General features: G+C 45.8%; 21 protein-coding genes and 1 tRNA gene. 3 read left to right on the top strand and 19 right to left on the bottom strand.

Annotation, left to right across the window (positions count from 1 at the left end):
• Positions 1–68 precede the first annotated feature (68 nt).
• From secG to MHH92_RS00910, 7 genes are all read right to left on the bottom strand, one after another.
• Complete coding sequence (secG, locus tag MHH92_RS00940; RefSeq protein WP_036616231.1) at positions 69–302, bottom strand: preprotein translocase subunit SecG; 234 nt, start codon at positions 300–302, stop codon at positions 69–71.
• A gap of 211 nt (positions 303–513) precedes the next feature.
• Positions 514–1,800: a phosphopyruvate hydratase gene (gene eno / locus MHH92_RS00935; protein ID WP_062837741.1), complete on the bottom strand. Its 1,287-nt coding sequence runs from the start codon at positions 1,798–1,800 to the stop codon at positions 514–516.
• A 239-nt stretch (positions 1,801–2,039) separates the two neighbouring features.
• Positions 2,040–3,584, bottom strand: a complete 1,545-nt coding sequence (gene gpmI / locus MHH92_RS00930) for a 2,3-bisphosphoglycerate-independent phosphoglycerate mutase (protein WP_036616224.1) — start codon at positions 3,582–3,584, stop codon at positions 2,040–2,042.
• A 1-nt stretch (position 3,585) separates the two neighbouring features.
• A complete protein-coding gene (tpiA, locus tag MHH92_RS00925; RefSeq protein ID WP_036616221.1) occupies positions 3,586–4,338 on the bottom strand; it encodes a triose-phosphate isomerase in 753 nt (250 codons plus the stop codon).
• A 36-nt stretch (positions 4,339–4,374) separates the two neighbouring features.
• On the bottom strand, positions 4,375–5,556 hold the full coding sequence (locus MHH92_RS00920; protein WP_047841460.1) for a phosphoglycerate kinase: 1,182 nt from the start codon (positions 5,554–5,556) through the stop codon (positions 4,375–4,377).
• A 151-nt stretch (positions 5,557–5,707) separates the two neighbouring features.
• On the bottom strand, positions 5,708–6,715 hold the full coding sequence (gene gap, locus MHH92_RS00915; RefSeq protein WP_017691243.1) for a type I glyceraldehyde-3-phosphate dehydrogenase: 1,008 nt from the start codon (positions 6,713–6,715) through the stop codon (positions 5,708–5,710).
• A 106-nt stretch (positions 6,716–6,821) separates the two neighbouring features.
• Positions 6,822–7,847 (bottom strand): sugar-binding transcriptional regulator, encoded by a 1,026-nt coding sequence (locus MHH92_RS00910; protein ID WP_100526437.1) that lies wholly within the window; start codon positions 7,845–7,847, stop codon positions 6,822–6,824.
• Positions 7,848–8,273: 426 nt separating this feature from the next.
• Here MHH92_RS00910 and MHH92_RS00905 point away from each other — a divergent pair.
• Together MHH92_RS00905 and clpP are read left to right on the top strand one after the other, a co-directional pair.
• Positions 8,274–8,348: transfer RNA gene (locus tag MHH92_RS00905), tRNA-Arg, on the top strand.
• A 176-nt stretch (positions 8,349–8,524) separates the two neighbouring features.
• Entirely contained in the window at positions 8,525–9,121 is a 597-nt protein-coding gene (clpP, locus tag MHH92_RS00900) for an ATP-dependent Clp endopeptidase proteolytic subunit ClpP (RefSeq protein WP_017691245.1), read from the top strand.
• Between the two features lie 167 nt (positions 9,122–9,288).
• On the opposite strand, the gene MHH92_RS00895 is transcribed toward clpP, so the two are convergent.
• The 10 genes from MHH92_RS00895 to MHH92_RS00850 all read right to left on the bottom strand — a co-directional run bounded on the left by MHH92_RS00895 (position 9,289) and on the right by MHH92_RS00850 (position 20,561).
• Positions 9,289–10,386, bottom strand: a complete 1,098-nt coding sequence (locus MHH92_RS00895; protein ID WP_100526436.1) for a stalk domain-containing protein — start codon at positions 10,384–10,386, stop codon at positions 9,289–9,291.
• Positions 10,387–10,775: 389 nt separating this feature from the next.
• Positions 10,776–11,528 carry an SIMPL domain-containing protein gene (locus MHH92_RS00890; RefSeq protein WP_047841458.1) on the bottom strand — a complete coding sequence of 251 codons (753 nt, stop codon included), beginning with the start codon at positions 11,526–11,528 and terminating at the stop codon, positions 10,776–10,778.
• A 156-nt stretch (positions 11,529–11,684) separates the two neighbouring features.
• Positions 11,685–11,954, bottom strand: a complete 270-nt coding sequence (locus tag MHH92_RS00885; protein ID WP_017691248.1) for an HPr family phosphocarrier protein — start codon at positions 11,952–11,954, stop codon at positions 11,685–11,687.
• Positions 11,955–12,208: 254 nt separating this feature from the next.
• Positions 12,209–13,147, bottom strand: a complete 939-nt coding sequence (gene whiA, locus MHH92_RS00880; protein WP_091038642.1) for a DNA-binding protein WhiA — start codon at positions 13,145–13,147, stop codon at positions 12,209–12,211.
• A gap of 6 nt (positions 13,148–13,153) precedes the next feature.
• Entirely contained in the window at positions 13,154–14,140 is a 987-nt protein-coding gene (locus tag MHH92_RS00875) for a gluconeogenesis factor YvcK family protein (RefSeq protein WP_017691250.1), read from the bottom strand.
• 13 nt (positions 14,141–14,153) lie between these two features.
• Complete coding sequence (gene rapZ / locus MHH92_RS00870) at positions 14,154–15,053, bottom strand: RNase adapter RapZ (RefSeq protein ID WP_047841457.1); 900 nt, start codon at positions 15,051–15,053, stop codon at positions 14,154–14,156.
• Between the two features lie 51 nt (positions 15,054–15,104).
• Entirely contained in the window at positions 15,105–16,055 is a 951-nt protein-coding gene (locus MHH92_RS00865; RefSeq protein ID WP_017691252.1) for an ROK family glucokinase, read from the bottom strand.
• Positions 16,056–16,502: 447 nt separating this feature from the next.
• Positions 16,503–17,534: an AI-2E family transporter gene (locus MHH92_RS00860; protein ID WP_036616412.1), complete on the bottom strand. Its 1,032-nt coding sequence runs from the start codon at positions 17,532–17,534 to the stop codon at positions 16,503–16,505.
• A gap of 162 nt (positions 17,535–17,696) precedes the next feature.
• Entirely contained in the window at positions 17,697–18,656 is a 960-nt protein-coding gene (gene trxB, locus MHH92_RS00855) for a thioredoxin-disulfide reductase (protein ID WP_036674745.1), read from the bottom strand.
• Positions 18,657–18,827: 171 nt separating this feature from the next.
• Positions 18,828–20,561 (bottom strand): tetratricopeptide repeat protein, encoded by a 1,734-nt coding sequence (locus MHH92_RS00850; protein ID WP_340901578.1) that lies wholly within the window; start codon positions 20,559–20,561, stop codon positions 18,828–18,830.
• A 434-nt stretch (positions 20,562–20,995) separates the two neighbouring features.
• Between MHH92_RS00850 and MHH92_RS00845 the strand changes: the two genes are divergently transcribed.
• Complete coding sequence (locus MHH92_RS00845) at positions 20,996–21,448, top strand: hypothetical protein (protein ID WP_340901577.1); 453 nt, start codon at positions 20,996–20,998, stop codon at positions 21,446–21,448.
• 147 nt (positions 21,449–21,595) lie between these two features.
• Here MHH92_RS00845 and MHH92_RS00840 read toward each other — a convergent pair whose 3' ends face one another.
• Positions 21,596–23,347 (bottom strand): hypothetical protein, encoded by a 1,752-nt coding sequence (locus tag MHH92_RS00840; protein WP_340901576.1) that lies wholly within the window; start codon positions 23,345–23,347, stop codon positions 21,596–21,598.
• Positions 23,348–23,602: 255 nt separating this feature from the next.
• A complete protein-coding gene (locus MHH92_RS00835) occupies positions 23,603–24,553 on the bottom strand; it encodes a sugar phosphate isomerase/epimerase family protein (protein ID WP_340901575.1) in 951 nt (316 codons plus the stop codon).
• Positions 24,554–24,572 lie beyond the last annotated feature (19 nt).

The raw sequence follows: 24,572 nt of genomic DNA, 5'->3' as shown, positions 1-24,572 counted from the left end.
TTCACGAAACGAAGGTTCATCAATTAAGCCATTAGCTTAAGCTATTCATTGAACAGCAGTTCCGAATCTTACTTGGAAACCACCGTAACAACAATAGACAAAATCATAAATCCTGCACCCAGTACCACCGTTGCACGTTGCAGGAAGAGATCCAATCCGCGCGCTTTCGTTTTACCGAAAAGATGTTCCGCACCACCGGAGATGGCACCCGCCAAACCAGCGCTTTTCCCGTGCTGCAGCAATACTACAGTGATTAGACCGATCGAGAAAACAACGAGCAGCAATTTCAAAGCAATATCCATTCTTTCCACCTCCTACCCATGTGGGCATACATCTCACCATAAAAACAGTTACTTTAATTGTAACATAGCTATGGTTGTACTACAAGTAGTACAGTTTATACAATGCCCTAAATTTCACCATCTGCGTGATCCTTACGTTATACCATTACTTCGTTGCAATAAAAAAGACAAGCCGGTTACCCGGCTTGCCTGTAAAAGCTGGATATCCAGCTTATTTTTTAAGGTTGTAGAATCCTTTAAGACCATTGTATTGAGCCAGTTCACCCAGTTGATCCTCAATGCGGAGCAATTGGTTGTACTTCGCGATACGGTCTGTACGGGAAGGAGCACCCGTTTTGATTTGACCAGCGTTAGTTGCAACAGCGATATCAGCGATTGTGCTGTCTTCGGACTCACCGGAACGGTGGGAGATTACAGCTGTGTATCCTGCGCGTTTAGCCATTTCGATTGCATCAAATGTTTCAGTCAATGTACCGATTTGGTTAACTTTGATCAGGATGGAGTTACCGATACCTTCGTCGATACCTCTGCCCAGACGCTCAGTGTTTGTTACGAACAGGTCATCACCAACGAGTTGTACTTTGTCTCCCAATTTCTCAGTGAGCAATTTCCAACCATCCCAGTCATCTTCGGACATACCGTCTTCGATTGTGATGATTGGGTATTTCTCAACCCATGAAGCCAGAAGGTCAACATACTCAGCGGAAGTGTAAGATTTACCTTCGCCAGCAAGTGTGTACTTACCATCTTTGTAGAACTCAGTGGAAGCAACGTCCATACCCAAGAATACGTCAACGCCTGGTTTGTAACCAGCTTTTTCAATTGCTTCGATGATTGTAGTGATTGCTTCTTCATTAGAACCAAGGTTTGGTGCGAAACCACCTTCGTCACCTACAGCTGTGTTCAAGCCTTTGGAGCTCAATACGGATTTCAAGTTGTGGAAGATCTCTGCACCTACGCGAAGAGCTTCTTTGAAGCTTGGTGCTCCAACTGGAAGAACCATGAACTCTTGAACGTCGATGTTGTTGTCAGCATGCTCACCACCGTTGATGATGTTCATCATTGGTACTGGCAATGCTTTAGCGTTGAATCCGCCCAGGTAAACATACAATGGCAGGTCCAGAGCGTCAGCAGCTGCGCGAGCTACTGCCATGGATACAGCCAGGATTGCGTTAGCGCCCAGTTTACCTTTGTTTGGCGTACCATCCAAAGTGATCATCAATTTGTCGATACCCAGTTGATCCAATGCATCCATACCGATAACTTCTGGAGCGATTGTTTCGTTTACGTTTTTAACAGCTTGCAGAACGCCTTTACCGAGGTAACGGGATTTGTCACCATCGCGAAGCTCAACTGCTTCGTGGGCACCAGTGGATGCACCAGATGGAACGATTGCGCGTCCGATTGCGCCGGACTCCAGGTATACTTCAACTTCTACTGTAGGGTTACCGCGGGAGTCGAGGACTTCGCGAGCGTACACGTCAGAAATAATAGTCATTTGTGATAATCTCCTTTATAGTTGGGATTTAATTTTTGGACCAACTTGTGTTTGCCCTTATTTTACTACATCAGCAGAATCGTCTTCCAATCGCTGTTATCCCCTGATTTCTTTGAACTTATTTTCATAAGTTGAAATCATGTGATAAAGGCGAACGCTTCGCTTCTTCAGACTATTTCTGCTGCCTTCGTTCAATGTGCAAACGCCAAACCGCCCAATTATATATGTTGTTGCGTAACTTATTTGCGGGTAGCGATGACAGATGTACCTGTCATTTCAGCCGGTTTAGGCAATTGCATCAGGTCAAGGATCGTTGGCGCGATATCCGCCAGGATTCCGCCTTCACGCAAGGTTACATTGGCATCCGTAACGATGAATGGAACCGGGTTCGTTGTATGAGCTGTGAACGGACGTCCTTTCTCATCGAACACCATATCCGCGTTACCATGATCCGCCGTGATCAGTACAACGCCGCCTTTGGCAAGTACTGCATCCACAACACGGCCCATGCACTCATCTGTTACTTCAACCGCTTTGATGGTAGGCTCCAGCATGCCGGAGTGTCCAACCATATCAGGGTTAGCAAAGTTCAGAATGATGGCGTCATGTTTGTCTGCTTCGATCTCGCGAACACATGCATCAGCTACTTCATACGCACTCATCTCTGGTTGCAGGTCATACGTTGCAACTTTTGGTGAGTTGATCAGTACGCGAGTTTCGCCCGGAAGCTCCACATCACGACCACCGCTGAAGAAGAAGGTAACGTGCGGGTATTTCTCAGTTTCTGCAATACGCAGTTGTTTTTTATTGTTCTGTACCAGGACTTCACCCAGGGTGTTGTCGAGGTTCTTCGGCGAATAAGCCACATAACCTTCAACCGTCTCGCTGAACAAAGTCAAACATACAAAGTGCAAGCCCACAGGGAACTTCGGACCACGATCAAAACCGCGGAAATCCTGGTTCGTGAATACTTGCGACAACTGGATCGCACGGTCAGGACGGAAGTTGAGGAAGATAACGGAATCGCCGCTCTCAACCAAACCTACCGGCTCACCATCCGCTTTGACGATAACCGTTGGTTCAACGAATTCATCAAATACGGACTTCTCATACGATTCTTCAACCGCTTTGAGTGGGTCAGTGTATTTTGGTCCATCTCCATAAACGATGGCACGGTATGATTTCTCAACCCGTTCCCAACGTTTGTCACGGTCCATCGCGTAATAGCGACCTTGAACCGTTGCGATTTTACCTACACCAACTTCTTCAATCTTGGCGATCAGCTTCTGCATGAAGTCTTTACCACTGTCTGGCATAACATCACGGCCATCCATGAAAGCATGAATATATACATCATTCATTCCTTCTTTTTTGGCCAGATCCAGCATAGCAAACAGGTGGTCGATGTGACTATGTACGCCGCCATCGGACAACAAACCGTAGAGATGAAGTTTTTTGCCGCTTTGTTTCGCTTCGCGAACAGCTTTGACAAGTGTTTCATTGTCGTAGAACTCGCCGTCACGAATGGATTTGGAGATACGGGTCAAATCCTGGTATACGATCCGGCCGGCACCAATGTTCAGGTGACCTACCTCGGAATTTCCCATTTGCCCTTCTGGCAAACCTACAGCTTCACCGCAAGCAGTGAGTGTTGTATGTGGGAATTGGCTCATGAAACGGTCGTAGTTCGGTTTTTTGGCTTGCGCTACCGCATTGCCTTCCACCGTGTTACGCAGACCAAAGCCATCCATGATGATCAGTGCTACAGGTTTTGGAGCTGTCATCTTACTTCGCCCCCTCAACAAGCGCGATGAACGAAGCCGGCTGCAAGCTGGCACCGCCAACAAGTGCGCCGTCGATGTCGCTTTGTCCGAGGTATTCTGTTACGTTCTCCGGTTTAACACTGCCGCCGTATTGAATACGAACTGCATTCGCAACCGTCTCGTTGTACAGATCCTTCACCAGCGTACGGATGTAAGCAATAACTTCATTCGCATCTTGGGAAGTGGAGGATTTGCCTGTACCAATCGCCCAGATTGGCTCATAAGCGATAACAACTTGTGCCGCTTGCTCTGCAGACAGACCTGCAAAAGCAGCTACTGTTTGCACTTTGCATACGTCTTTTGTTTGGTTCGCTTCACGCTCTTCAAGCGTCTCACCAAGGCAGAAGATTGGAGTCAATCCGTGACGGAATGCTGCATGCAACTTTTTATTGACAGTCTCATCGGTTTCCGCAAAATATTGACGGCGCTCCGAGTGACCAATAATGACATAATCCACACCCAGGTCTTTCAGCATCACGCCGCTGATTTCACCTGTGAATGCACCGTTATCTTCAAAATGAAGATTTTGTGCACCAATTTTGATGTTTGTGCCTTTAACAGCTTCTACCAGGGATGGCAGATTTGTAAACGGTGCGCAGATTACAGTTTCCACGCCTTCAACTTCCGCTTTTCCTTTAACTTCCTGAATGAAGTCATTGGATTCGGAAACCGTTTTGAACATTTTCCAGTTACCTGCGATAATCGGTGTTCTCATGGGTTTCAACTCCTTCATGCTATAGGCTACTAAAACTTACTTGTCGTTCAATGCCACTACGCCTGGAAGAACTTTACCTTCCATGAACTCGAGCGATGCACCGCCACCTGTAGAGATGTGGTTCATCTTGTCAGCCAATTTGAACTTCTCAGCTGCTGCTGCGGAGTCACCGCCACCAATTACAGTGTAAGCTTCTGTCTCAGCGCAAGCTTCCGCTACTGCACGAGTACCGTGGGAGAATGGCTCGATTTCAAATACGCCCATTGGTCCGTTCCACACAACCAATTTGGAGTTTTTGATTACATCAGCATAGATCTCACGTGTTTTAGGACCGATGTCGATGCCTTCCCAATCTGCTGGGATGCCGTCGATGTCAACGATTTGTGTGTTTGCTTTTGCACTGAAATCGTCAGACACTACGATATCTACCGGCAGGTAGAAGTTTTTGCCCAGTTTTTTCGCTTTTTCGATGAAACCGAGAGCAACATCAAGTTTGGAATCATCCAACAAGGATTGTCCAATTTCATGTCCTTGTGCTTTCAAGAACGTGTAAGTCAGACCGCCACCGATGATCACGTTGTCTGCAATGTTCAGCAGGTTGTCGATTACATCGATTTTGTCCTTAACTTTGGATCCACCAATGATAGCTGTGAAAGGACGCTCAGGGTTGGAGATTGCTTTACCCAACACTTCAAGTTCTTTCTCCATCAACAAACCGGACACTGCTGGAAGCAAGTGAGCGATTCCTTCAGTCGAAGCATGTGCTCTGTGAGCCGCGCCAAACGCATCGTTAACGAAAACGTCAGCCAGTTCAGCAAATTGTTTTGCCAGTTCCGGATCGTTTTTCTCTTCGCCTGCGTGGAAACGAACGTTTTCAAGCAACAATACGTCGCCATTGTTCAGTTCAGCGATTTGAGCTTTAACAGCGTCACCAACGGAATCGTCAGCTTTAACTACTGTTTTACCAAGCAATTCAGACAAACGCTCAGCTGCTGGAGTCAAACGCAAGGATTCAACCACTTCGCCGTTAGGACGACCCATGTGGCTTGCCAAAATGACTTTAGCGCCTTTTTCAATCAAGAAGTTGATTGTAGGAAGCGTTGCACGAATACGTTTGTCATCTGTAATTTTACCATCTTCGAGCGGCACATTGAAATCTACACGGACAAAAGCCCGTTTTCCTGTCAATTCGATATCGCGTACACTTTTTTTGTTCATCTGTATTTCCTCCGCACCCATGTATTTGGTGGACCAATCAAGAGCTAAAATCCCTCGTCAATCCTGGTGTTTTTGAGAAATTTGCAAAATGTAGATATATAAAGAGCGGAAACAATATAGCATCTGTTTCCGCTCTATGTTATTGCAGATATTACTTAATCATTTTTGCAAAGTGCTCCAAAGTGCGAACCAATTGTGCAGTGTAGGACATTTCATTGTCATACCAAGCTACAGTTTTAACCAATTGTTGGTCGCCAACAGTCAGAACTTTAGTTTGAGTTGCATCAAACAGGGAACCGAAAGTGATTCCTTGGATATCGGAAGATACGATTTCGTCTTCTGTGTATCCGAAAGTTTCTGGATCGGAAGCTTCTTGCATAGCTGCGTTAACTTCTTCAGCCGTTACTTTTTTGTTCAGAACAGTTACGAGCTCAGTCAGGGAACCAGTAGCTACTGGTACACGTTGAGCTGCACCATCAAGGATGCCTTGCAGTTCTGGGATTACCAGACCGATTGCTTTAGCAGCACCAGTTGTGTTAGGGATGATGTTTTCAGCTGCTGCGCGAGCACGACGGAAGTCACCTTTAGGGTGTGGAGCATCCAACGTGTTTTGGTCGCCAGTGTAAGCGTGAATTGTAGTCATCAAACCTTGAACGATTCCGAATTTGTCTTGCAGTGTTTTTGCCATAGGTGCCAGGCAGTTTGTTGTGCAAGATGCGCCGGAGATTACAGTTTCAGTACCGTCGAGGATTTCATGGTTTACGTTGTAAACGATGGTTTTCATGTCGCCAGTAGCTGGTGCGGAGATAACAACTTTCTTAGCTCCACCTTTCAAGTGTTTCTCAGCTGCTTCTTTAGTTGTGAAGAAACCAGTACATTCCAGAACGATATCTACGCCCAGGTCGCCCCAAGGAAGTTCTTCCGGGTTACGGTTAGCCAATACTTTAACTTCTTTGCCGTTCACTTTAAAGAAGCCATCGTGTACTTCAACATCGCCATCGAAGCGACCTTGAGTTGTATCATATTTGAGCAAATGAGCGAGCATTTTAGCGTCAGTCAAGTCGTTGATTGCTACTACCTCGATGCCTGCTACATTTTGAATACGGCGGAATGCCAAGCGTCCAATACGTCCAAAACCGTTAATACCTACTTTAATCATGAGTAAGTTCCTCCCAAGTTTTGATTAATTTTTTATGAAACTTATATATTCAAGACAGACGGTGAAGTCCGTCAAGACAACAATAGTTGTGATGCAAAGTAAAACCTTATTCCATTTCAGCAACGATGACTTCGGCAGCAGCCTCATCAATAATCAGAATATCTTCCTGACCAAATCGTAACACGGAATGTATAGCAGCAGCTTTGCTTTTGCCACCTGCAATTCCAATCACAACATCGGTTCGTTCAATATCCTGAAGTCGCATACCCAGTGTAAGCATGGTATGTACCACCTTACCCTGATCATTAAAGTAATAACCGAAAGATTCAGATACGGCCCCTTGCTCCTGAAGTTCATCTATAATCTCCGTCGCAAGTTTGCGTCTTTTGGCCATCTCTACGGCATCACCAATTCCATGAATAACAATCCGTGATTGCCTGATCAGCTGCAGAATCTCCTGAACACTAGGGTCCTGGATTAATGATTCATAGGCATGATCACTGAGCAAATCCGGTACATGCAGGAGTTTGTATTGCGCCCCTACCCGTTTTGCCATTGTGGATGCGATCGTATTAGCCTGAATTTCAAGGCTTTCTCCAAGTCCACCGCGTGCCGGTACGAACCAGACACCTTTGAGCGATGTTGGCGGATTTAGTTGTTCTGCGACTTCGGCCGTTGTTGAACCGCCAGTAACGGCGACAACATCGTTGTCACTCATGATATTGCCGAGAGCCTTCGCTCCGGCTCTGCCCAGTTCCCTTTTGGCAAATGGAGAAACGTCCGAATCGCCAGGAACCACAAATACCTTTTGCAGACCGTAGGCTTGCTTGATGCGCTCTTCCAGCTCGGATAATCCGAACAGCTCTTTGGCTACGGGCTCTAACTGCTGCAGCAAATCATACCCTGCCTCGCTGATCTTCATTCCTGCACTGTCAATTTCAATAAGTCCCTGAGCCTTTAACAGATCGGTCTCAGCCCTCAGAACCCGCTCGGTCATCTGCATGGAATTAGCTAACGTTCTCCGTCCGATCACATCCGATAACATGATCTGTTGCAGAATCGTATACCTCTTTTTCAAGATATCCATGAGATCAGGCAGAAGCTGCTTTTGTACTTCTAAAATCGTTCGCATGCTTTCCACTCCCGCAAGTTCTCGTTCTAAGCTCTCTTTCGTGGCCCTAAAACGTCCCGGGTTAACTTTTTAAGTCCCACGTCTATTCTACCTAAAACTGACGTGACATGCAAGTGTTTCAACGTGTTATTTCGACACGCATTCAGCGTTTGTACGCGCCTATTTTCACAATCTTAGACTTCCATGATCTAGGACTAGCTCACGCATACCATATATAGAAGAAACAAATGAATTCAATCTACATATCGCTCAGAATCACATTTCATACGGCATGTCCAAAACCTCTAATAGCATTTACTTAAATGCACTCTTTATCCACTCTTCTTCATCATGATCATTTTTGGGTTAATCCAAACCAATACCACAACGAACTGCTTGCAATTAAATATTTCATGAGCTATAATCATTATTGCTGTCACATAATGTGCGCCCGTGGTCCAATGGATATGACGTAGGCCTCCGAAGCCTGAGATCCAAGTTCGATTCTTGGCGGGCGCGCCATTTTTATTTAACAGCTCATAACCCATTTAACCAATGAAACCGGAAAGGTTTCTTTTTTTTGCAAGTTAGTTTGACTTTCTTTGACTTTTTGTTTGGAATTGTTTATTATGTGGGTAATACGGTAACAGTTTAAGTATAAACACCAATAACATTTACATTCCAAGGAGGTTTTTCACGTGAGTTTTATTCCAATGGTCGTTGAACAGAGCAACCGGGGTGAGCGCGCCTACGACATCTACTCCAGATTGCTGAAGGATCGTATTATTTTCCTTGGTAGCGATGTTAATGACGTAGTGGCTAATGCCATTATGGCACAGATGTTGTTCCTGGCTGCGGAAGATCCGGAGAAAGACATTCACTTATACATCAACAGCCCAGGCGGATCGATTACAGCCGGTATGGCGATTTACGATACAATGCAATTCATCAAACCGGATGTATCTACCATCTGTGTAGGTATGGCGGCTTCCATGGGTGCATTCTTGCTGAATGCCGGTGCAAAAGGTAAACGTTTTGCATTGCCTAACAGTGAGATTATGATTCACCAACCACTTGGTGGTGCACAAGGTCAGGCTTCTGACATCGAAATTCGTGCTCGCCGCATCCTGAAAATGCGTGATACCTTGAACCGCATCATCTCTGAGCGTTCAGGTCAACCGCTGGAGCGGATTGAGAAAGATACAGATCGTGACTACTTCATGAGTGCTGCTGAAGCCGCCGATTACGGTATCATTGATAAAGTCATCGAAAACGTAGGATCACAAGGCATCTAAGTGTGACGTAGACCACGGTCTATGCGTTAACATAATCAACACCTAACGTAATCAGCAACATATAATTGTGTTGTCTATACGAGAAGAAGCCCTCATCATAATTATGATGGGGGCTTCTTTTTTCATTTTATAAGGAAGAAAACTTAAGAGTGCATAATAATGATTCTTTATTTGGTTCCATTTTCATTACTGAAAGGTTCCGTGCCTTTAGGGAGAAGCTCTTTATACGTAAATGGCATTTCAGGGAATCCCTCTGCGTACGCCGTATACTCATACAACTGGAAGAACACAACTACACCCGTTGGTGTCACATAGAAATCTTGATCTTTATTCAACCCTTTATAACCGTCGAGGTATCCACCGCGGGCTTTCAGTTGTTCACCCACTTTTTTACTCAACGTCTCGCGCATGGTTTTGTTATTTTGCAGCACATCATCTAACGTAAGCTCCTTACCTGTGTCCAGTGCAAAGGTGTGGCCCGTACGGTATGTCATACCATGAGCGCCAGCATAATCTTCGTATCGTTGTGTAATGAGTCCCAGCACGCCTTTTTCGTTGTACGTCACTACATAGGAGCTCTCAAATGCATATGGACGGTTGGCTGTTGCACCGCCGAATTCAGATGTCTGTTTCTTGAAGTCAGCTACATAAGCATCCACTTCGTCTTTCAGCACTTTGTTGATCGCCGCTTCAGCTTCTTTGCTGGCAAGTCCACTCACCTGCGGATATTGAACATCTACTTCAGCATTTTTTACAGTGACATTAACTGTTGCTACTTTAATTTTAACGTTATTTTGTTTCACCTTGCTGAGTGACAACGTTTTGGTTTTGGCATCCCAATTCCCCTGTACACCCAGATAATCTCTCATTGCCGAGAATGGGATATATAATCTGCCGTTGATCAGCTTTGCGTCCACTTGAGGATAATAGTTGTTAATTCGAACACTCGGCTCGCCATCCAATAGGCTGATCGTCATCGTGTTATTGGCTGCTGTCAAAGCGTACTCTTTGGTTTTCGCATCATATTTCAGAGTCCCACCTGCCACATCTTTAACCGCCGTAAGAGATACCCAAGTTGAGCCACCTTGAAGAAGTCCTTTTTGAGTCAGTGTTTTTCCACCCGACTTCAGGGTCACCTCAGCTGTGGTTGTCACTTTCGAGGATACCGATGCCGCCTGAACCGAACTGTCCTGCCACACCGAACCGCTACCTACAATAATTCCTGCTGCGAGCAATGCACTTGTCCATTTTTTCCATGATGTCATATATAAAACTCCTCTCTGAATTCACAATTAGGGATCATTGCGTATGTAATCCTGACCTGATCGCATATCTCATACGCTCACCTCTCTATTATAATTAACCCGAATTCGGAAAGGTTTACAGCTCGAGTTACAATGTTGATGAATATCAGTAGGAAAATATATGGGGATATGACCTTTTTGTCACGAACAACTATACAAAAAAGATACCAATATACAACATTTCATGTTGCTTCGAATAAAGTTCCCTCCTATCTAACTTCATCAAAGTTTGCTTTTCCAACAAAAAAAGACTCTGTCCACAGGACAAAGTCTTTGTCATTATTTCATTTTACCCTTCAAATGACACTTATAAAGGTTACTTGAGCTTACAATCCTTAGTTCACTCTTGTTTATTTCATTTCATACGTGATATTCAGGATTGTACTTACTTTAACCTGGCCTGTTTCAATCTCAGTACCACCTGCTGTATCTTGTGCTTTGGACATCAACGCCTCGCTTGCATAGAATACAGGCACATTGGCATCACCTTGGCTTACGGAAAGAACAGCACCCAGTTGACGTTTAACTGCTTTTGCAATGGCGCCAGCTTTCACATCTGCATTGGCAACAGCTTTTTCAATCACTTGGGATTCATAACTTTCCGGATTTTCTACAGTAAAGCGTACGTTTTCAATATTGTTGGCACCCGCACCCGAAGCAGCATCGAGCAACTCGCCAATCTTGTCCATCTGACGATATGTGACTGTCAGCGTATGATGCGCTGTATATCCTTTAATTTGTTGTCCATCTTTTTCACTATACGTATAGTTGGGTTGTACAGAGAACTGACTCGTTTGAATGTCGTCTGCACTGATCTTCCACGTGTTCTTCAGCAAATTGGATACTTTTTGAACTTTGGCAGCATTCGCTTTTTGAGCAGATGCAGCTGTCTCTGCAGTACTGTTCACACCAATGGACAGATACGCGATATCAGGCTTCACCTGAATCTCACCTTTACCCACAACATTAATCACATTCTGTTGTACTCCCTGAACCTCTGCAGCGTAAGCATAGTTACCTGGTGCAACCCATGCTGTTCCTCCAACAAGCAACGTACTTGCCACCAGCACCGCACCAAACGGTTTCATCCATTGTTTACCCATCACGATAGCCTCCTTATGTGTTAACATCTCAAACTTTAAACGATTTGATACCTTAACAGACGGGACAAATTCCATAATGTTGCACTTGACGATAGCATAAACGTGAAAAACGCAAAAAAGCCCCTTTCGGGACTTCTTCATTGGATTGATCATATCTTATTGGTTTTCGAGCTCTTCCTTGCTTACCAGACTAACTAAAGCGTTTACAGCCTGTTCGGCATCCGCACCTTCTGCACTAATCTGGATTTCCGTACCTGTGCTAATTGCAAGGCTCATGATCCCCATGATACTTTTTGCATTAACTTTTTTGTCGTCCTTCTCGACGAACACTTCAGACGAGTACTTATTCGCTTCTTGAACGAACAGTGCCGCAGGTCTGGCATGGAGACCCGTTTTCAAACGGACAACTACCGGGTGCTTTGTCATGGAAACTTACCCCCTATTATGAAATCTGGACATTAAATACACAATTATATTTAAACAACATTATACCATTAACCCGTGCAGGACACTAGAAGAAAAAACTCAGGGTGCTTTGACGGGCATTATCTTGCCCTATTTCATCTTTTGCAGAGCGCATCCAATGACCTGAGTGAGTCTCCTAGATCCTTAACGGCATACTTTCCCGACCGTTTCTGTCAGCAGAAACAGCCGACCTTGTTACTTTACCCTACGCCGTCTTAACCATAACGTTCTGTGCGCACTTTTTCAGCCAGCTCATCAATTTTACGAAGCCGATGGTTCACTCCCGACTTGCTAACTGTACCTTTAAGGAGTTCGCCCACTTCCTTCAGATTGATATCTGGATGAGCGAGTCGAACCTCCGCCACCTCGCGAAGTTTCTCAGGCAGCGATTCCAGACCAACTTCCTTTTGCAACAACCGAATATTATCGATTTGTCTTACCGCCGCTCCAATCGTTTTATTCAGGTTGGCGGTCTCACAATTGACAATCCGGTTAACGGAGTTACGCATATCACGCATAATTCGTACATCTTCAAACTTGAACAAGGCCTGATGAGCACCAATGATGCTGAGCAGCTCAATGATTTTCTCGCCTTCCTTAATGTATAGGATGAATCCTTTTTTCCGTTCTATGCACCGGGCATTCAGATGAAATTCATTGGCCAGGTCAACCAGTGCCTGACAGTGCTCTTCATACATGGACGCAATCTCCAGATGGTACGAGGAACCTTCCGGATTATTAACCGATCCACCGGCCAGAAATGCACCGCGAAGATAGGCACGTTTACAACAGTTCTGCTGAAATAACTCCGTATTAATTCCTGGCGTAAACAGAAAACCTTCCGATACAATATGAAGACTGTTGAGAATCTCTTGTACCATGGTTGGAATTCGAACAATATATACATTGTTCTTTTTCAGCCGCATTTTTTTGCGGACCAGTAGTTCCGTATGCACTTGAAAATGCTTTTTAAGCAGAGAGTATGCCCGTCTTGCAATGGCGGCATTCTCCGTCGAAATATCCAAGATCACTTTTTTATTCGATAACTGCACTGCACCAAGCATACGGATGAGGGCTGAAAGTTCCGCCTTTTCGCAGCACGGTTCGCTCTCGATCATGGTTAACTCTTTTTTGGTCTGTGCTGCAAACGACATGGGACTTCACCTCTTCCGTAACATCCAATTTTGTACCAGTTGGTAGATGTGATGACTTAACTTGTCGGCATCATGACGCAGATAGGTTTTGAACAGAACAAGGGTATCTGCAACCACCTGATAGCCGGCACTTTCGAGTACATTCATATCCAGTACAACCGGTTTTGCTCCTTTTTCCGCATACTTATTTTGCACTTGCAGCGGAATATCACCATTATTTACGATAACATAGTCGAAGAGCTGATGACCTATATGCTCGTGTACCGCCTTAAGGTGGTCACTTACCGTATAGTTATCTGTTTCTCCCGGCTGTGTCATCACATTACAGATAAACATCTTCACCGCATCAGCCTCTACCACAGCTTCTGCAAGCTTAGGTACGAGTAAATTGGGAAGGATGCTTGTATAGAGGCTGCCTGGCCCGATCAGAATAGCATCAGCTTGACGAATGGCCTCTACTGCCTCTGGCAACGGCTCCACGTGATCCGGTTCAAGGAAAACACGTTTGATGCGTCCACCCGCCTCAGGGATTTTGGACTCACCTGTAATAATTGTCCCATCTTCCATCTCGGCATGCAACACAACGGCCTGGCCTGCGGCTGGCAATACCTCACCTCGAACGGCAAACACGCGGCTAAGCTCCCGCACTGCGGTCACAAAGTCGCCCGAAATATCCGTCATTGCAGCCAAAATCAAATTTCCCAAGCTGTGGCCTGCAAGCCCCGCGCCTGTATTGAAACGGTACTTCAACATATCTGAAAGCAATGGTTCTACATCAGCCAGTGCCGTAAGCACGTTGCGAATGTCGCCCGGAGGCGGCATCTGTAGCTCATTGCGCAGGATGCCTGAACTTCCACCGTCATCTGCAACTGTGACGATGGCCGTGATATCCAGCGGCTTCTCTTTCAAACCGCGCAACATCACGGATAATCCGGTTCCGCCGCCCATTACAACTATTCTCGGACGTTCTCTTCGTGGTCCGGCCTCTTTCATCCCTTCACCCTCTTCAATGACGGTCCCGGTCAGCGTCGCGATGGCTCACGGTAACAGCTTCTGTCTCGCTGCTTCCCAACATCTTGCCCAAATATTCCGATATTGCTACCGAACGATGCTTGCCTCCGGTACAGCCGATTCCAATAATAACCTGGCTTTTGCCTTCCTTCCGGTATTGCGGAATCAGGAAATGCAGCATATCCAGCAGCTTGGTCAGAAACGCCTGTGTCTCCGGCCATTTCATAACATATTCGTACACATCACTATTCTGTCCCGTATTCGGTCGCAGATGCTCAATATAATGCGGATTCGGTAAAAAACGTACATCAAACACCAGATCAGCATCAATCGGAATGCCATATTTGAATCCAAACGACGTAATATTCACCGACAGCATTTGGCTTTCCAGATGAGAAAAACGGGATATGATGCGTTCTTTCAGTTGAGCAGGCTTCATTGTACTTGTATTCAGTACCTGAGTCGCAGAGTTTTTGAGTTCCTCCAACATCTTGCGTTCCAGTCGGATGCCGTCCAGCGGCATGCCCTCAGGAGCCAAAGGATGTCTGCGCCTGCTTTCTTTGTAACGCTGAACAAGTACAGAATCTGTAGCATCCAGGAATAAAATTTCGCAATGAATGGTAAAATGATCTTTAATATAGTTCAAAGACTCGGACAGAGCCGTAAAGAATTCACGCCCGCGCAGATCGATAACCAATGCAACCTTACCAATCTTGCCGTTTGACTGTTCAATTAGTTCCGCAAATTTCGGAATCAATACCGGCGGCAGATTATCCACACAGAAGAAACCCAGATCCTCCAGGCTTTGTACTGCAATGGTTTTACCTGCTCCGGACATGCCCGTAATGATAATGAGCGTGGCGCCTGTGCCTGGTGATCCTTCACCTTCAAGCATAAATGTCCCCTCCTTATCATATTGCTGTCTTCATATATTGTTACGAGGATACTAGGAACGCAAGAGAAGACCTGCTGCACCCACAATACCTGCATTATTACCAAGTGTAGCTTCCAGAATCTGAACCCCATCTTGCAACGGTTCTGGCGTCAGCTTAGCAAACACAGTACGGATTTCATCAAACAAGAAATTGCCCGCTTTGGATACGCCGCCACCGATGATGAACATCTCCGGGTTAATGACAGCTGCTACAGTAGCCATGGACTTGCCCAGGTAAAAGGCCGCACGATTCACAATGCGCTGTGCCACTTCATCGCCTGCCTTGGCAGCATCAAATACTTCTTTGGCTGCAATCTTGTCGACGAGTGCCAGTGACGTATGATCCCCGCGCTCTACGGCATCCTTTGCCATACGGATAATACCCGTTGCAGACGATACTGTTTCTACACATCCCATTTTACCACAACCGCATTTGATGGCTTCCAGATCAGGTACAACACTGATATGACCCAGTTCTCCCGCCATACCGGAGAAACCCTGATAAATGTTACCATTCAGGATCAAACCTCCGCCAACACCCGTACCGAGTGTATAACATACGCAGTTGTCTACGCCTTTGCCGGCACCTGCCCAGACTTCACCCAGTGCAGCCACGTTTGCATCGTTATCTATTTTGATTGGCTTGCCCAGACGTTCTTCCAGAATCGAACGAATGGCCACATTCCGAAATCCGATGTTAGGGGCATGAACGATAATTCCCTCGCGTACATTCGTGAAACCGGCCACTCCAGCACCTACACCCTCAAGCTGTTCCCAACTGTACGGTGATTCGGCTACGATATGTCGGACATACTTCTCGATGTTGGCGATGACCGTGTCTACGCCCTTATCCACTTCAGTCGGTCCTTCATACGTATGCATTAGCTGACCTTGTTCATCGCATATACCGACCTTGATTGCTGTTCCGCCGAGATCGACCCCAACGTAGATTTTCTCAGACATGCTGCAAGCCACCTTTATCTATCTAAAATAGTTTAAGTCCTACGTACCAACTATAATTGAAGGATACGCCTGGGTCAAGACGAGAAGACCTCTAGTACCTCCTGCTCCGCCGGGGTTGTGAACCACATCACGCACCGTTTTTGAATACGTATACATCCTCATTACCTTCATTTATAAACGCACGCTTTATTCCTTCCTCCCCATAACAGAGGAAGCCTCAACTCATGATATTGCATCTTCACTCGTTCCATTCATAAAAGATGATCTTCGCCCCCTCAGAGTGGTGACTCGTCTTATGCACCCCGCCACCTGTCATTCTTACGCAGAAAGCTATCTAATGACGGTATTGCCAACAAAAAAAGAGCCTTCCATCCACAGGAAGACTCCCTTACTTTTATGAAAATCTGAAATTGTAGAAATTGGGCTGACTCAGTTGATTTTTCTACGTTATAACTTCGTTTCCACACGTACCGGCTCTTCTGTCTTCTCCATCTTGTTCACATCCAGAATATCAAGCAGGAAGACAAAAATCGGAATACCAATGATCAGTCCCCAGATCCCCAGGAAGTGTTGCGACAGAATTAGTACGATAAAGGTGTAGAACATTGGCAATTTGGTCTTGTGTGCCATCAGTTTTGGATTCAGGAAGTACGTCTCCAAAGCATGAATAACAATAATCATGATGATCACAATAATGCTTAATTTCAGTCCACCCATCTGATACCCAATCAGACAGAGCGGTACAAGTGAGATGATAACCCCCGCAACGGGAACCAGACTGAGCATGAACACCAGAATGGTCAGAGCGAACAGATACGGGAAACCCAGAATCCATAAGCCCAGTATCGTCAGTACTGTATTAAACACCGCAATAAGAAGCTGCGCCTCAATGACTTTACCAAAAGAAGATACGAATTTGTCTCCCAGATAAGCAACTTCATTGTAGAACCATCCGATTTTACTTGTTTTAAACTTGGACGTGAACTTGGATATCTCCTGCTTTTGCAACAAGAAGAACAGACTCAGAATGATAACGAGCAGAATAAACTCCAGCCATTTGCTCAAAGCGAAAATATATTTCAATGCATCATTGGTGTAATTTTTAATATCGAATGATTGAAGATAACCCGCAATTTTGGATGCAAAATTATCACCGTCTGCACTATCCAGAAATTTCATAATCTCGTTTGTCAACTGAACAACCTGATCCACGATCCGTGGTGAATATCTGGAAATGCCAAGCACAATGACTGCGATCACAATCATATAGAGTAGGATGACCACAACTTTATAATTGATTGGAAACAACCGATTCAAACCACCTGTAATGAAATGCTGTAACCTGTTCATGACATACGTCACCAGGAACAACAGCAGAATCATGTGCAGCATACTCCCCATACTGAACAAAATTAAACAGAACAAGAGCAGGATCAAAAATCGTCTCACTGTCGCATTCTGTAACCAATCTTTTATCATTTCCCCCAAAATCTTCACCTCACAGCTAATATGCCCTATATGTATACGATCTCATGCCCACTGTAGTTTCAAAAAAAGAGAAGCCTTCCGGCTTCTCTCATTTCATGAGACTTCCCGTTGTCTCTTATTCCCAGCATATGCCTAACCTCACGCATGTAATGCTTATTTATCCAACGTTTCGCTCCAATCATGGACAATGCTTCCTTCAAGGAACTTCTCACAATCCATCGCGGCCATACATCCTGATCCTGCAGCCGTAATAGCTTGACGATATTTCGTATCCTGAACATCACCACAGGCAAATACACCTGGAATATTGGTCTCCGTTGTTCCCGGTTTAACGACAACATAGCCATGTTCGTCCAGTGCGATCGCATTACCCAGGAATCCGGTATTCGGTGTGTGACCAATGGCAACGAATACGCCATCTGCTTCAAGCAACTCTTCCTGCCCCGTCTCGTTGTTGCGCACTTTCAGCCCTTTGACACCCAAAGCTTCTGGTACGACTTCGAGTGGAGTACGGTTCAGCGCCCACTTCACCTTTTCATTGCTGCGAGCCCGATCCTGCATAATCTTGGATGCACGCAATTCATCCCGGCGGTGAACCAATGTCACGTCTGTTGCAAAACGAGTCAGGAAACTCGCTTCCTCCATCGCGGAGTCTCCACCGCCCACAACCACGATTTTTTTGCCACGGAAGAAGAAACCGTCACATGTCGCGCATGTACTTACACCACGTCCCACATTTTCCTGCTCACCCGGAATACCGAGATAACGAGCGGAAGCACCTGTGGAGATAATGATCGATTCAGCTTCCAGTTCACCGATTCCTCCAACTTTGACCTTGAAGGGCGGTTTGCTGAAATCAACCTCTTCCACCCAACCGTTTTTGAATTCCGCTCCAAAACGTTCAGCTTGCTTACGCATGTTGTCCATCAGTTCCGGACCCATGATACCTTGCGGGAAACCGGGGAAATTCTCAACTTCCGTTGTCGTCGTCAATTGACCACCCGGCTGAAGACCTTCGATAACCAGTGGTTTCAGATTAGCACGAGCCAGATATATCGCTGCTGTCAGACCCGCAGGTCCCGTTCCGATCACAATCGTTCTGTATTTAGACATATAGATACAGCCTCCTTAATTAAGGTGAGAATGTGTTGTACTAGCGATGAACTTGCCAAGATGATATCCTTCAGGCGTTTACGAAGCCCATTCGTTAAGTTTACCCGTTTTCCCGGTTGTTGTATCCTTCACCTGATGATGTCTTTCTGAAAACGAGTTAAAGCGAACTTTCTATACTAGTGGTGGCTTGCTGTTACAAACCGAATGAATCTGTTTAGCATACTTGCTAACCGTTGATGCCGATATCCCATACCGCTCAGCAATGCTTTGATAGGTAACGGGCCGACTGTGATTCTTCGCTGCCAAATATTCAAGTCCTGCAGCCCAACCCTCAATCTGCTTCGTACCCGGAACTTCCGGATGTACCCGGGATACATAATCCGTCCAGAGCCGTTCCATCTCGTGCTGCAACTCAGCCTTTGCTTCAGACATCTGTAACGCACGATCAACAACAGCCTGCCAATGGGAAGTTGATCCAGTGTCCGATTGCTCTGATGTGGATGGAACCTTCCCAATGGACTTCAAGGCTACAGGAGAAAAGGGTCGAACCACCTGAGAATTCCGATCCTCATGTTCAGCCGATTTCAATCCGTTCAGTACAGTTTGTGCTGCCTCAAGCAGATCCTTTTCTTCTCCAGTCTCTTCAATAAAGGATTGCAGAGCCTGCTGCACCTCATAGTCACCGATCATCCCAAGCGCATGAATAACCTGTAGCTTGGTTGCCCGATCACCATGACGCAATGCCCAGAAGAAAGATGAGCGAATCAGTGGATCATTCTTCATTTCTTCAGGTATGCCACTACCATAGTTCTCCCACTGTCTGAACTGCTCGTCAAATGGCAGATGATAGTGATAACTCAGCTTCTCTGGCTCTTGCTCGCCTTGTTTAACAGCCTCAAGACCTGACAGATAGTACCGGGATACTTCGGAACCCGGATCAAGCTTGGACACATGATGCCATAAACGCTCAGCAGCATCATAACGTTCTGTATTATAAGCCGCCACGGCTGCATAGTGAGCAAGTGCCGGATCAGCAGCTGTCTCTTCGTCCTTGAGCAAACGCCGGAAGTGAACATAAGCCGTATCGTGTTGGCCCAGAATTCCCATCGTTGTCGCCAGTTTGTAGACTTGTTCGTGCTGGAAGGGCACGATGACCCGCAATTTTTTGATCAGAAGCAGCACTTGATCAGCCCGGTTCTCATTTTGATGGAAAATGGCCAAATTACAGAGTGCATGCAGATTACCTGGTTCCTGTTCAAGCACTTCGGCAATGGTCTCTTTTGCTTTGGGAAACAGACCCATATAATAGTAGGCGAGTGCCAGATTGTTACGGGCAGCCAAGTAATCAGGATAATCAGAAGACATGCCTTCAAGCAATTCAGCAGCCTGTGCAAATTTTCCTTCTTCCAGCAGTTCCCGTGCCTGATCGTGCTCCACTACACCTTTGCGTGATTTGATTCGATTCAGTTTAGTCGGACGATCCAGCTCATAATACAGAAGCTCCATCATCTCTTCGGCTTCCGTCATGAACTGACCTTGAGTGTCCTCCTCCAGATAGGTAACAAGTGCTTGCTCGGCTTCCTCAAACCGATCCATATTTGCATAATTGTTCGCCATATAAAAATAACATTCCGTCATCGACGGATCTACCACTTCCAGCACGTTAGCCAGAATGGCATTGGAGGCTTCGTAATCCCCCTTCTCCGATAATATACCCGCCATATTACAATGATTTACCGGATTTTCCGGTTCGTATTCAACAGCTTTGCGAAAATATTTTAATGCCTTGTCGACATGATTACGGTCCAGCGAGCGGACAGCTCTTTCAAAGAAGAAAGAAGCATCCAAGTGAATCGGTATAATATTGGCAAGGTGTCCCTCAGCCCGCACTAGCTTGCCCTTCATCTTCCAAGGCACCTCCTCTTTGCATTTCATTCATACTCTTCAGTATACCACATCTTAAGGCCCACTTCTCAATATGTAGTTTCATGTCGTTTATGAAAAAAATGCAAAAGAAGATGGTATTCCATTTTGCGGAAACCTATCACCTTGGAGCGTTGTTTATTCAAAGGAAAACCATGTTTACCTAGAGACTCCTACACTCACTTACCATAGGCTCTCTTTGCAGTATTGCATTAGTCTATTCTTGTCGGTTACGCGGCATCTAACTGGATTCGGTCCGGTTATAATAATACGAGTGTAGTATATGGTATTATTATCCTTATTGTCCTTTTTAGTGGTTTATCTCCATTAAAAATCAAACAACGTATATTAGCTCTGACGGTCAGCCTCTTTTTCGCGTATGTAATAAAAAATAAATATTTTAAGGGGATGTTATATTGAGGATCTCAAAGATAAAACCACTTATATTCATCTTAATCTGCTTGTTTGCTTTGAATGGATGTTCAAAAGATATAGACAACATAGAAAATAAGTTCACATTAGAGAATGTACTGAGAGCGCTCGAGTCTCAAGAACTGGATTTAGTGTCCTTTGGTATAACCGGGTATCCTTTGAAATTAGATGATGTTGTACCTGAGGTGTACTCCGTTGAAGTGCCCGTGGAAGAAGAACCATATAACCCTGAATTTATACATTTTTATATTTTCAATTCTGAAAAGGATCGCATCAACGGGACAAAAGAATTCAATAAACACATGGAAGGCGCCCAATTTACAACATTCCCAATTCTATATGAGAAAGGAAATGTTCTTATCGTTTACTGGAGCAAAACCAAAGATAATCCTCTGTTCACTAAACCAATCGAAACTGCGTTAGAGCAACTGAAATGATACTAGTTCATATATTACTGGACTGAGCTCGACAGTGGGAAATATCATTTTAGAACGTTAATTGCAGTCATTCGTCATTCGTAAAAAAAGAAGACCAAGCATTTGGGCTCGGTCTTCTAACTGTTATGGCTTAAATATCTAATAAATCTAGATCTTCGACGCCATCGATGGTGAAAGTGAAATATGAATGGTTTTATCAAACGGCGTCATGAAATTGACCAGCACAACCTTACACTTGTCCGGCAGTTTTGCCTCACGTACCGTTGCCGCCAGATGCCCCAGCTCGCCTCCGGTGATCTCCAGCCAGTCTTCTCCGCAGGTATAGCGTAATGTACCGCCTTTCCACAAATAATGACCCTCACTCGTTTCAATTGCGTCCTCACAGGTCAGTTCACCTTCGCTTCCGAATACAAAGGACAACTGCATCATAATGTCTTCCGGTTCCTGTCCAGATAGATGCATGTTCCATCCGTTTTCCGTTGGCTGTAATTCTGCTCCTACACGGAAGGTCTGCTCATGAGTAAGCTGACGACTCTGATGAGGTAACAAGTACCATGGACTGATGGCTGATTTAGCCGATTCTGGCAGCAGGTTCGCAGGGATTGGGCCGTAGTAACCTTTTTTCTGCTCACCAGTTAGTCGATACCCTTCGGACAGTCTCGTCATTTGCTGCATAGGTACATACCCTGGATTAAAGTACGAGGCCAGTTGCACAGCCAGCAGGCGCACCTTGCCATGACGAAGAGCGAAGAAAGAAGGAACTTCTGTCATCACAGTCACACTTGTAGCGCCATCCCGAATTCGGGCTACTGGAGCACCAAAATCCATATGCATCCGACTGTGCGAGATCCGTCCGTGATGCCCTACTGCGTCCATCTGCTCCAAATATTCGCCCCGTACAAAATGTTCATTCAGCATGACCTCATACTGTTCCGGTAATGCATCACGTGTGTCATTGGTCTGTTGAAGCTCCGGCTCAAGCATTAATCGAATGAGCGTATTCACCGAACATACTCCCGGATCTGTTAATGTATCTCCCGCCCACGCTGCCATACCGGCAAAAAGTGGATCACCGTCGAGCCGGGCCAAAATGGCATAAGGCAGATAATAAGGTGACAGATCATGAACACTGCCCAGATCCTGTCGCCCTGAATAATCCGTAACAATTTCACCCGTAGGATGGACCAGATACACCATCATGCGGAGATTGAGCCTCACTGGTTCCAGCAATTCAGGACGATTGAGCAGGCGCGCAGCATGAATTAACATGATGTCGCTAACTGCGCTGTATATCCCATTGCTCCGTTCTGTCCACTCCCCATCGGGTGTAATATCCATGCCTTCATCCATCCACTGCTCTGCGCGCTGCACAGCTTCCTCCAGATCAAATATTTCATGCAGGAAACCAAGCGCCGCGCATAGCACCCAGCGATGATTGGGCGTATGACAACCTCCTGTAAGCATGGTTGGGATTGTACGTTCCAGAAACAGCCTCATATTGTTCAATACAGGTTGAAGCGGCTCCCATTCTTGCTGCTGAAGAAGCTGATACAACTGTGAATACCCTACAACGACAAATGCAGTATCCGGAGGGGAATGGTAATTGGTCCAGCCAGGCGATATTGAACCGTCTTCATGCTGGAAACGGAGTACAAATTCCGTAGCTAACAGCAGTCGATTTAACAACGATTCATCCCGGTAATAGATAGAGTCCGGATTGGAGAGCGCAGCTCCCCAGTAACACATATCCGTGGGCGTTCCAGTCGTATGGTTGACCCAGGCAACACCTGTGAAGGGATCAATTGTCCCTCCATAGTAACGGCTTTCCGGGTCAAGCATCTGCCGGGATATGCCTCTTTCTACCGCTCTGTCATTACTGTCCACCAGTTGTTTGTACATGTGCAGTCCCCTCCATACCAATGCATTCTCCCGATGTGCGGAGTATGTTGCTTCAGTGCCTTCAATTCAGACCGGAAGCCTACTCATACCGCCCGTAGGTGAGTTCATTTTTCTCGTCAGTATATATCATATTTCTACAAAAGTCGCCAGAAAATCTGTGCTTGTTTTACTAAATACTCATGTGTCTCCGTCACTGAGGAAACAGTCGTTGAACACAGGCTGTGAACATGCAAACTGTTCCCCACTTCACCGCGCCTACTCTGTCACTCCAAGCTTCTTCATTAGCAAGTCATGACTCTCATGAATCTCTTCTGCCTTACAGGCAGACTTCAACTCATACACCTTCACCTGTGCGCGACGAATCATCGGCAGATAGGCATCATAGAAGTTCATATCCTTACTGTGTACATACGGGCACCAGTGATCCGAGAGACCAAGTGTCTCATGGATATGGACCCCTACGATATCATCCATCAGGCCTTGCATTTCTCCCACACTGTCATAAAGGCCCATTCGGTCCATCATGATGGCATGACCTGTATCGTACCAGATACCAACCGGAGCCCCTTTGAGAGCTGTGATGATAGTCTTGGCTTCGGCAAGGGTAGGAATCTGTTGTGGTCGCGATCTTGTCTCGATGCCAAAACGAACATCCAGACCTTTAGCTGCCGCCCGATTGCATACCTCATCCAGACTGGCGATAATTTTCTCCACATACCCTGAACTGAGGGCTTCCCGCCGCTCCATCAATTCAGCCCATTTACTGCGATACTTCGGTGAGTCCAGACCTTCCTCGTTATAGATCTTTCCAAGGTCTTTGCTGATATCCTCAGGAAAAGGTACCTCTCCCGGGTGTACAACAACTGCTTCTCCACCATAACGTTGGGCATATTCAGCCGACTCTACCAGCAATTCGATCGCCCGTTTACGTTTCACTTCATCTTCGAAGCCGAGCAAGATGGAATCCGTACCGTAGTCTGGATCAGGGTCATGTGGAAAGGTGTTGTGGACACTAGAAATTCCGATTTCTCCACGCTCAATCATCGGCTCAATCGTCGTGAGCATCTCCTTCGTCACATTATAATTGAGCTCCACCCGACGAAAGCCGAGATCCGCAATCTCCCGAATCATATCTTCCCCTATGGGATGTTTCCTGATGTTCCAACATGTCGAGAATGAGTATTCGCCCTTGTATATGTGCTGCATCTGTTTTCCTTCTCCTCCC

Origin of the sequence: Paenibacillus sp. FSL M7-1414 (assembly GCF_038003195.1) — a bacterium.
Classification (GTDB): Bacteria; Bacillota; Bacilli; order Paenibacillales; family Paenibacillaceae; genus Paenibacillus; species Paenibacillus amylolyticus.
This window is presented reverse-complemented; position numbering and strand designations above follow the sequence as displayed.

Bases quoted from the DNA above. Each gene is read 5' to 3' on its own strand.
- MHH92_RS00865 (WP_017691252.1), bottom strand. From the start codon at position 16,055: ATGTCTGAGAAAATCTACGTTGGGGTCGATCTCGGCGGAACAGCAATC.
- tpiA (WP_036616221.1), bottom strand. From the start codon at position 4,338: ATGAGAACACCGATTATCGCAGGTAACTGGAAAATGTTCAAAACGGTT.
- MHH92_RS00910 (WP_100526437.1), bottom strand. From the start codon at position 7,847: ATGCGAACGATTTTAGAAGTACAAAAGCAGCTTCTGCCTGATCTCATG.
- eno (WP_062837741.1), bottom strand. From the start codon at position 1,800: ATGACTATTATTTCTGACGTGTACGCTCGCGAAGTCCTCGACTCCCGC.
- MHH92_RS00875 (WP_017691250.1), bottom strand. From the start codon at position 14,140: ATGAAAGAGGCCGGACCACGAAGAGAACGTCCGAGAATAGTTGTAATG.
- gap (WP_017691243.1), bottom strand. From the start codon at position 6,715: ATGATTAAAGTAGGTATTAACGGTTTTGGACGTATTGGACGCTTGGCA.
- MHH92_RS00885 (WP_017691248.1), bottom strand. From the start codon at position 11,954: ATGACAAAGCACCCGGTAGTTGTCCGTTTGAAAACGGGTCTCCATGCC.
- MHH92_RS00895 (WP_100526436.1), bottom strand. From the start codon at position 10,386: ATGACATCATGGAAAAAATGGACAAGTGCATTGCTCGCAGCAGGAATT.
- gpmI (WP_036616224.1), bottom strand. From the start codon at position 3,584: ATGACAGCTCCAAAACCTGTAGCACTGATCATCATGGATGGCTTTGGT.
- MHH92_RS00890 (WP_047841458.1), bottom strand. From the start codon at position 11,528: ATGGGTAAACAATGGATGAAACCGTTTGGTGCGGTGCTGGTGGCAAGT.
- rapZ (WP_047841457.1), bottom strand. From the start codon at position 15,053: ATGCTTGAAGGTGAAGGATCACCAGGCACAGGCGCCACGCTCATTATC.
- secG (WP_036616231.1), bottom strand. From the start codon at position 302: ATGGATATTGCTTTGAAATTGCTGCTCGTTGTTTTCTCGATCGGTCTA.
- whiA (WP_091038642.1), bottom strand. From the start codon at position 13,147: ATGTCGTTTGCAGCACAGACCAAAAAAGAGTTAACCATGATCGAGAGC.
- MHH92_RS00835 (WP_340901575.1), bottom strand. From the start codon at position 24,553: ATGCAGCACATATACAAGGGCGAATACTCATTCTCGACATGTTGGAAC.
- trxB (WP_036674745.1), bottom strand. From the start codon at position 18,656: ATGTCTAAATACAGAACGATTGTGATCGGAACGGGACCTGCGGGTCTG.
- MHH92_RS00860 (WP_036616412.1), bottom strand. From the start codon at position 17,534: ATGATAAAAGATTGGTTACAGAATGCGACAGTGAGACGATTTTTGATC.
- MHH92_RS00840 (WP_340901576.1), bottom strand. From the start codon at position 23,347: ATGTACAAACAACTGGTGGACAGTAATGACAGAGCGGTAGAAAGAGGC.
- MHH92_RS00920 (WP_047841460.1), bottom strand. From the start codon at position 5,556: ATGAACAAAAAAAGTGTACGCGATATCGAATTGACAGGAAAACGGGCT.
- MHH92_RS00850 (WP_340901578.1), bottom strand. From the start codon at position 20,561: ATGAAGGGCAAGCTAGTGCGGGCTGAGGGACACCTTGCCAATATTATA.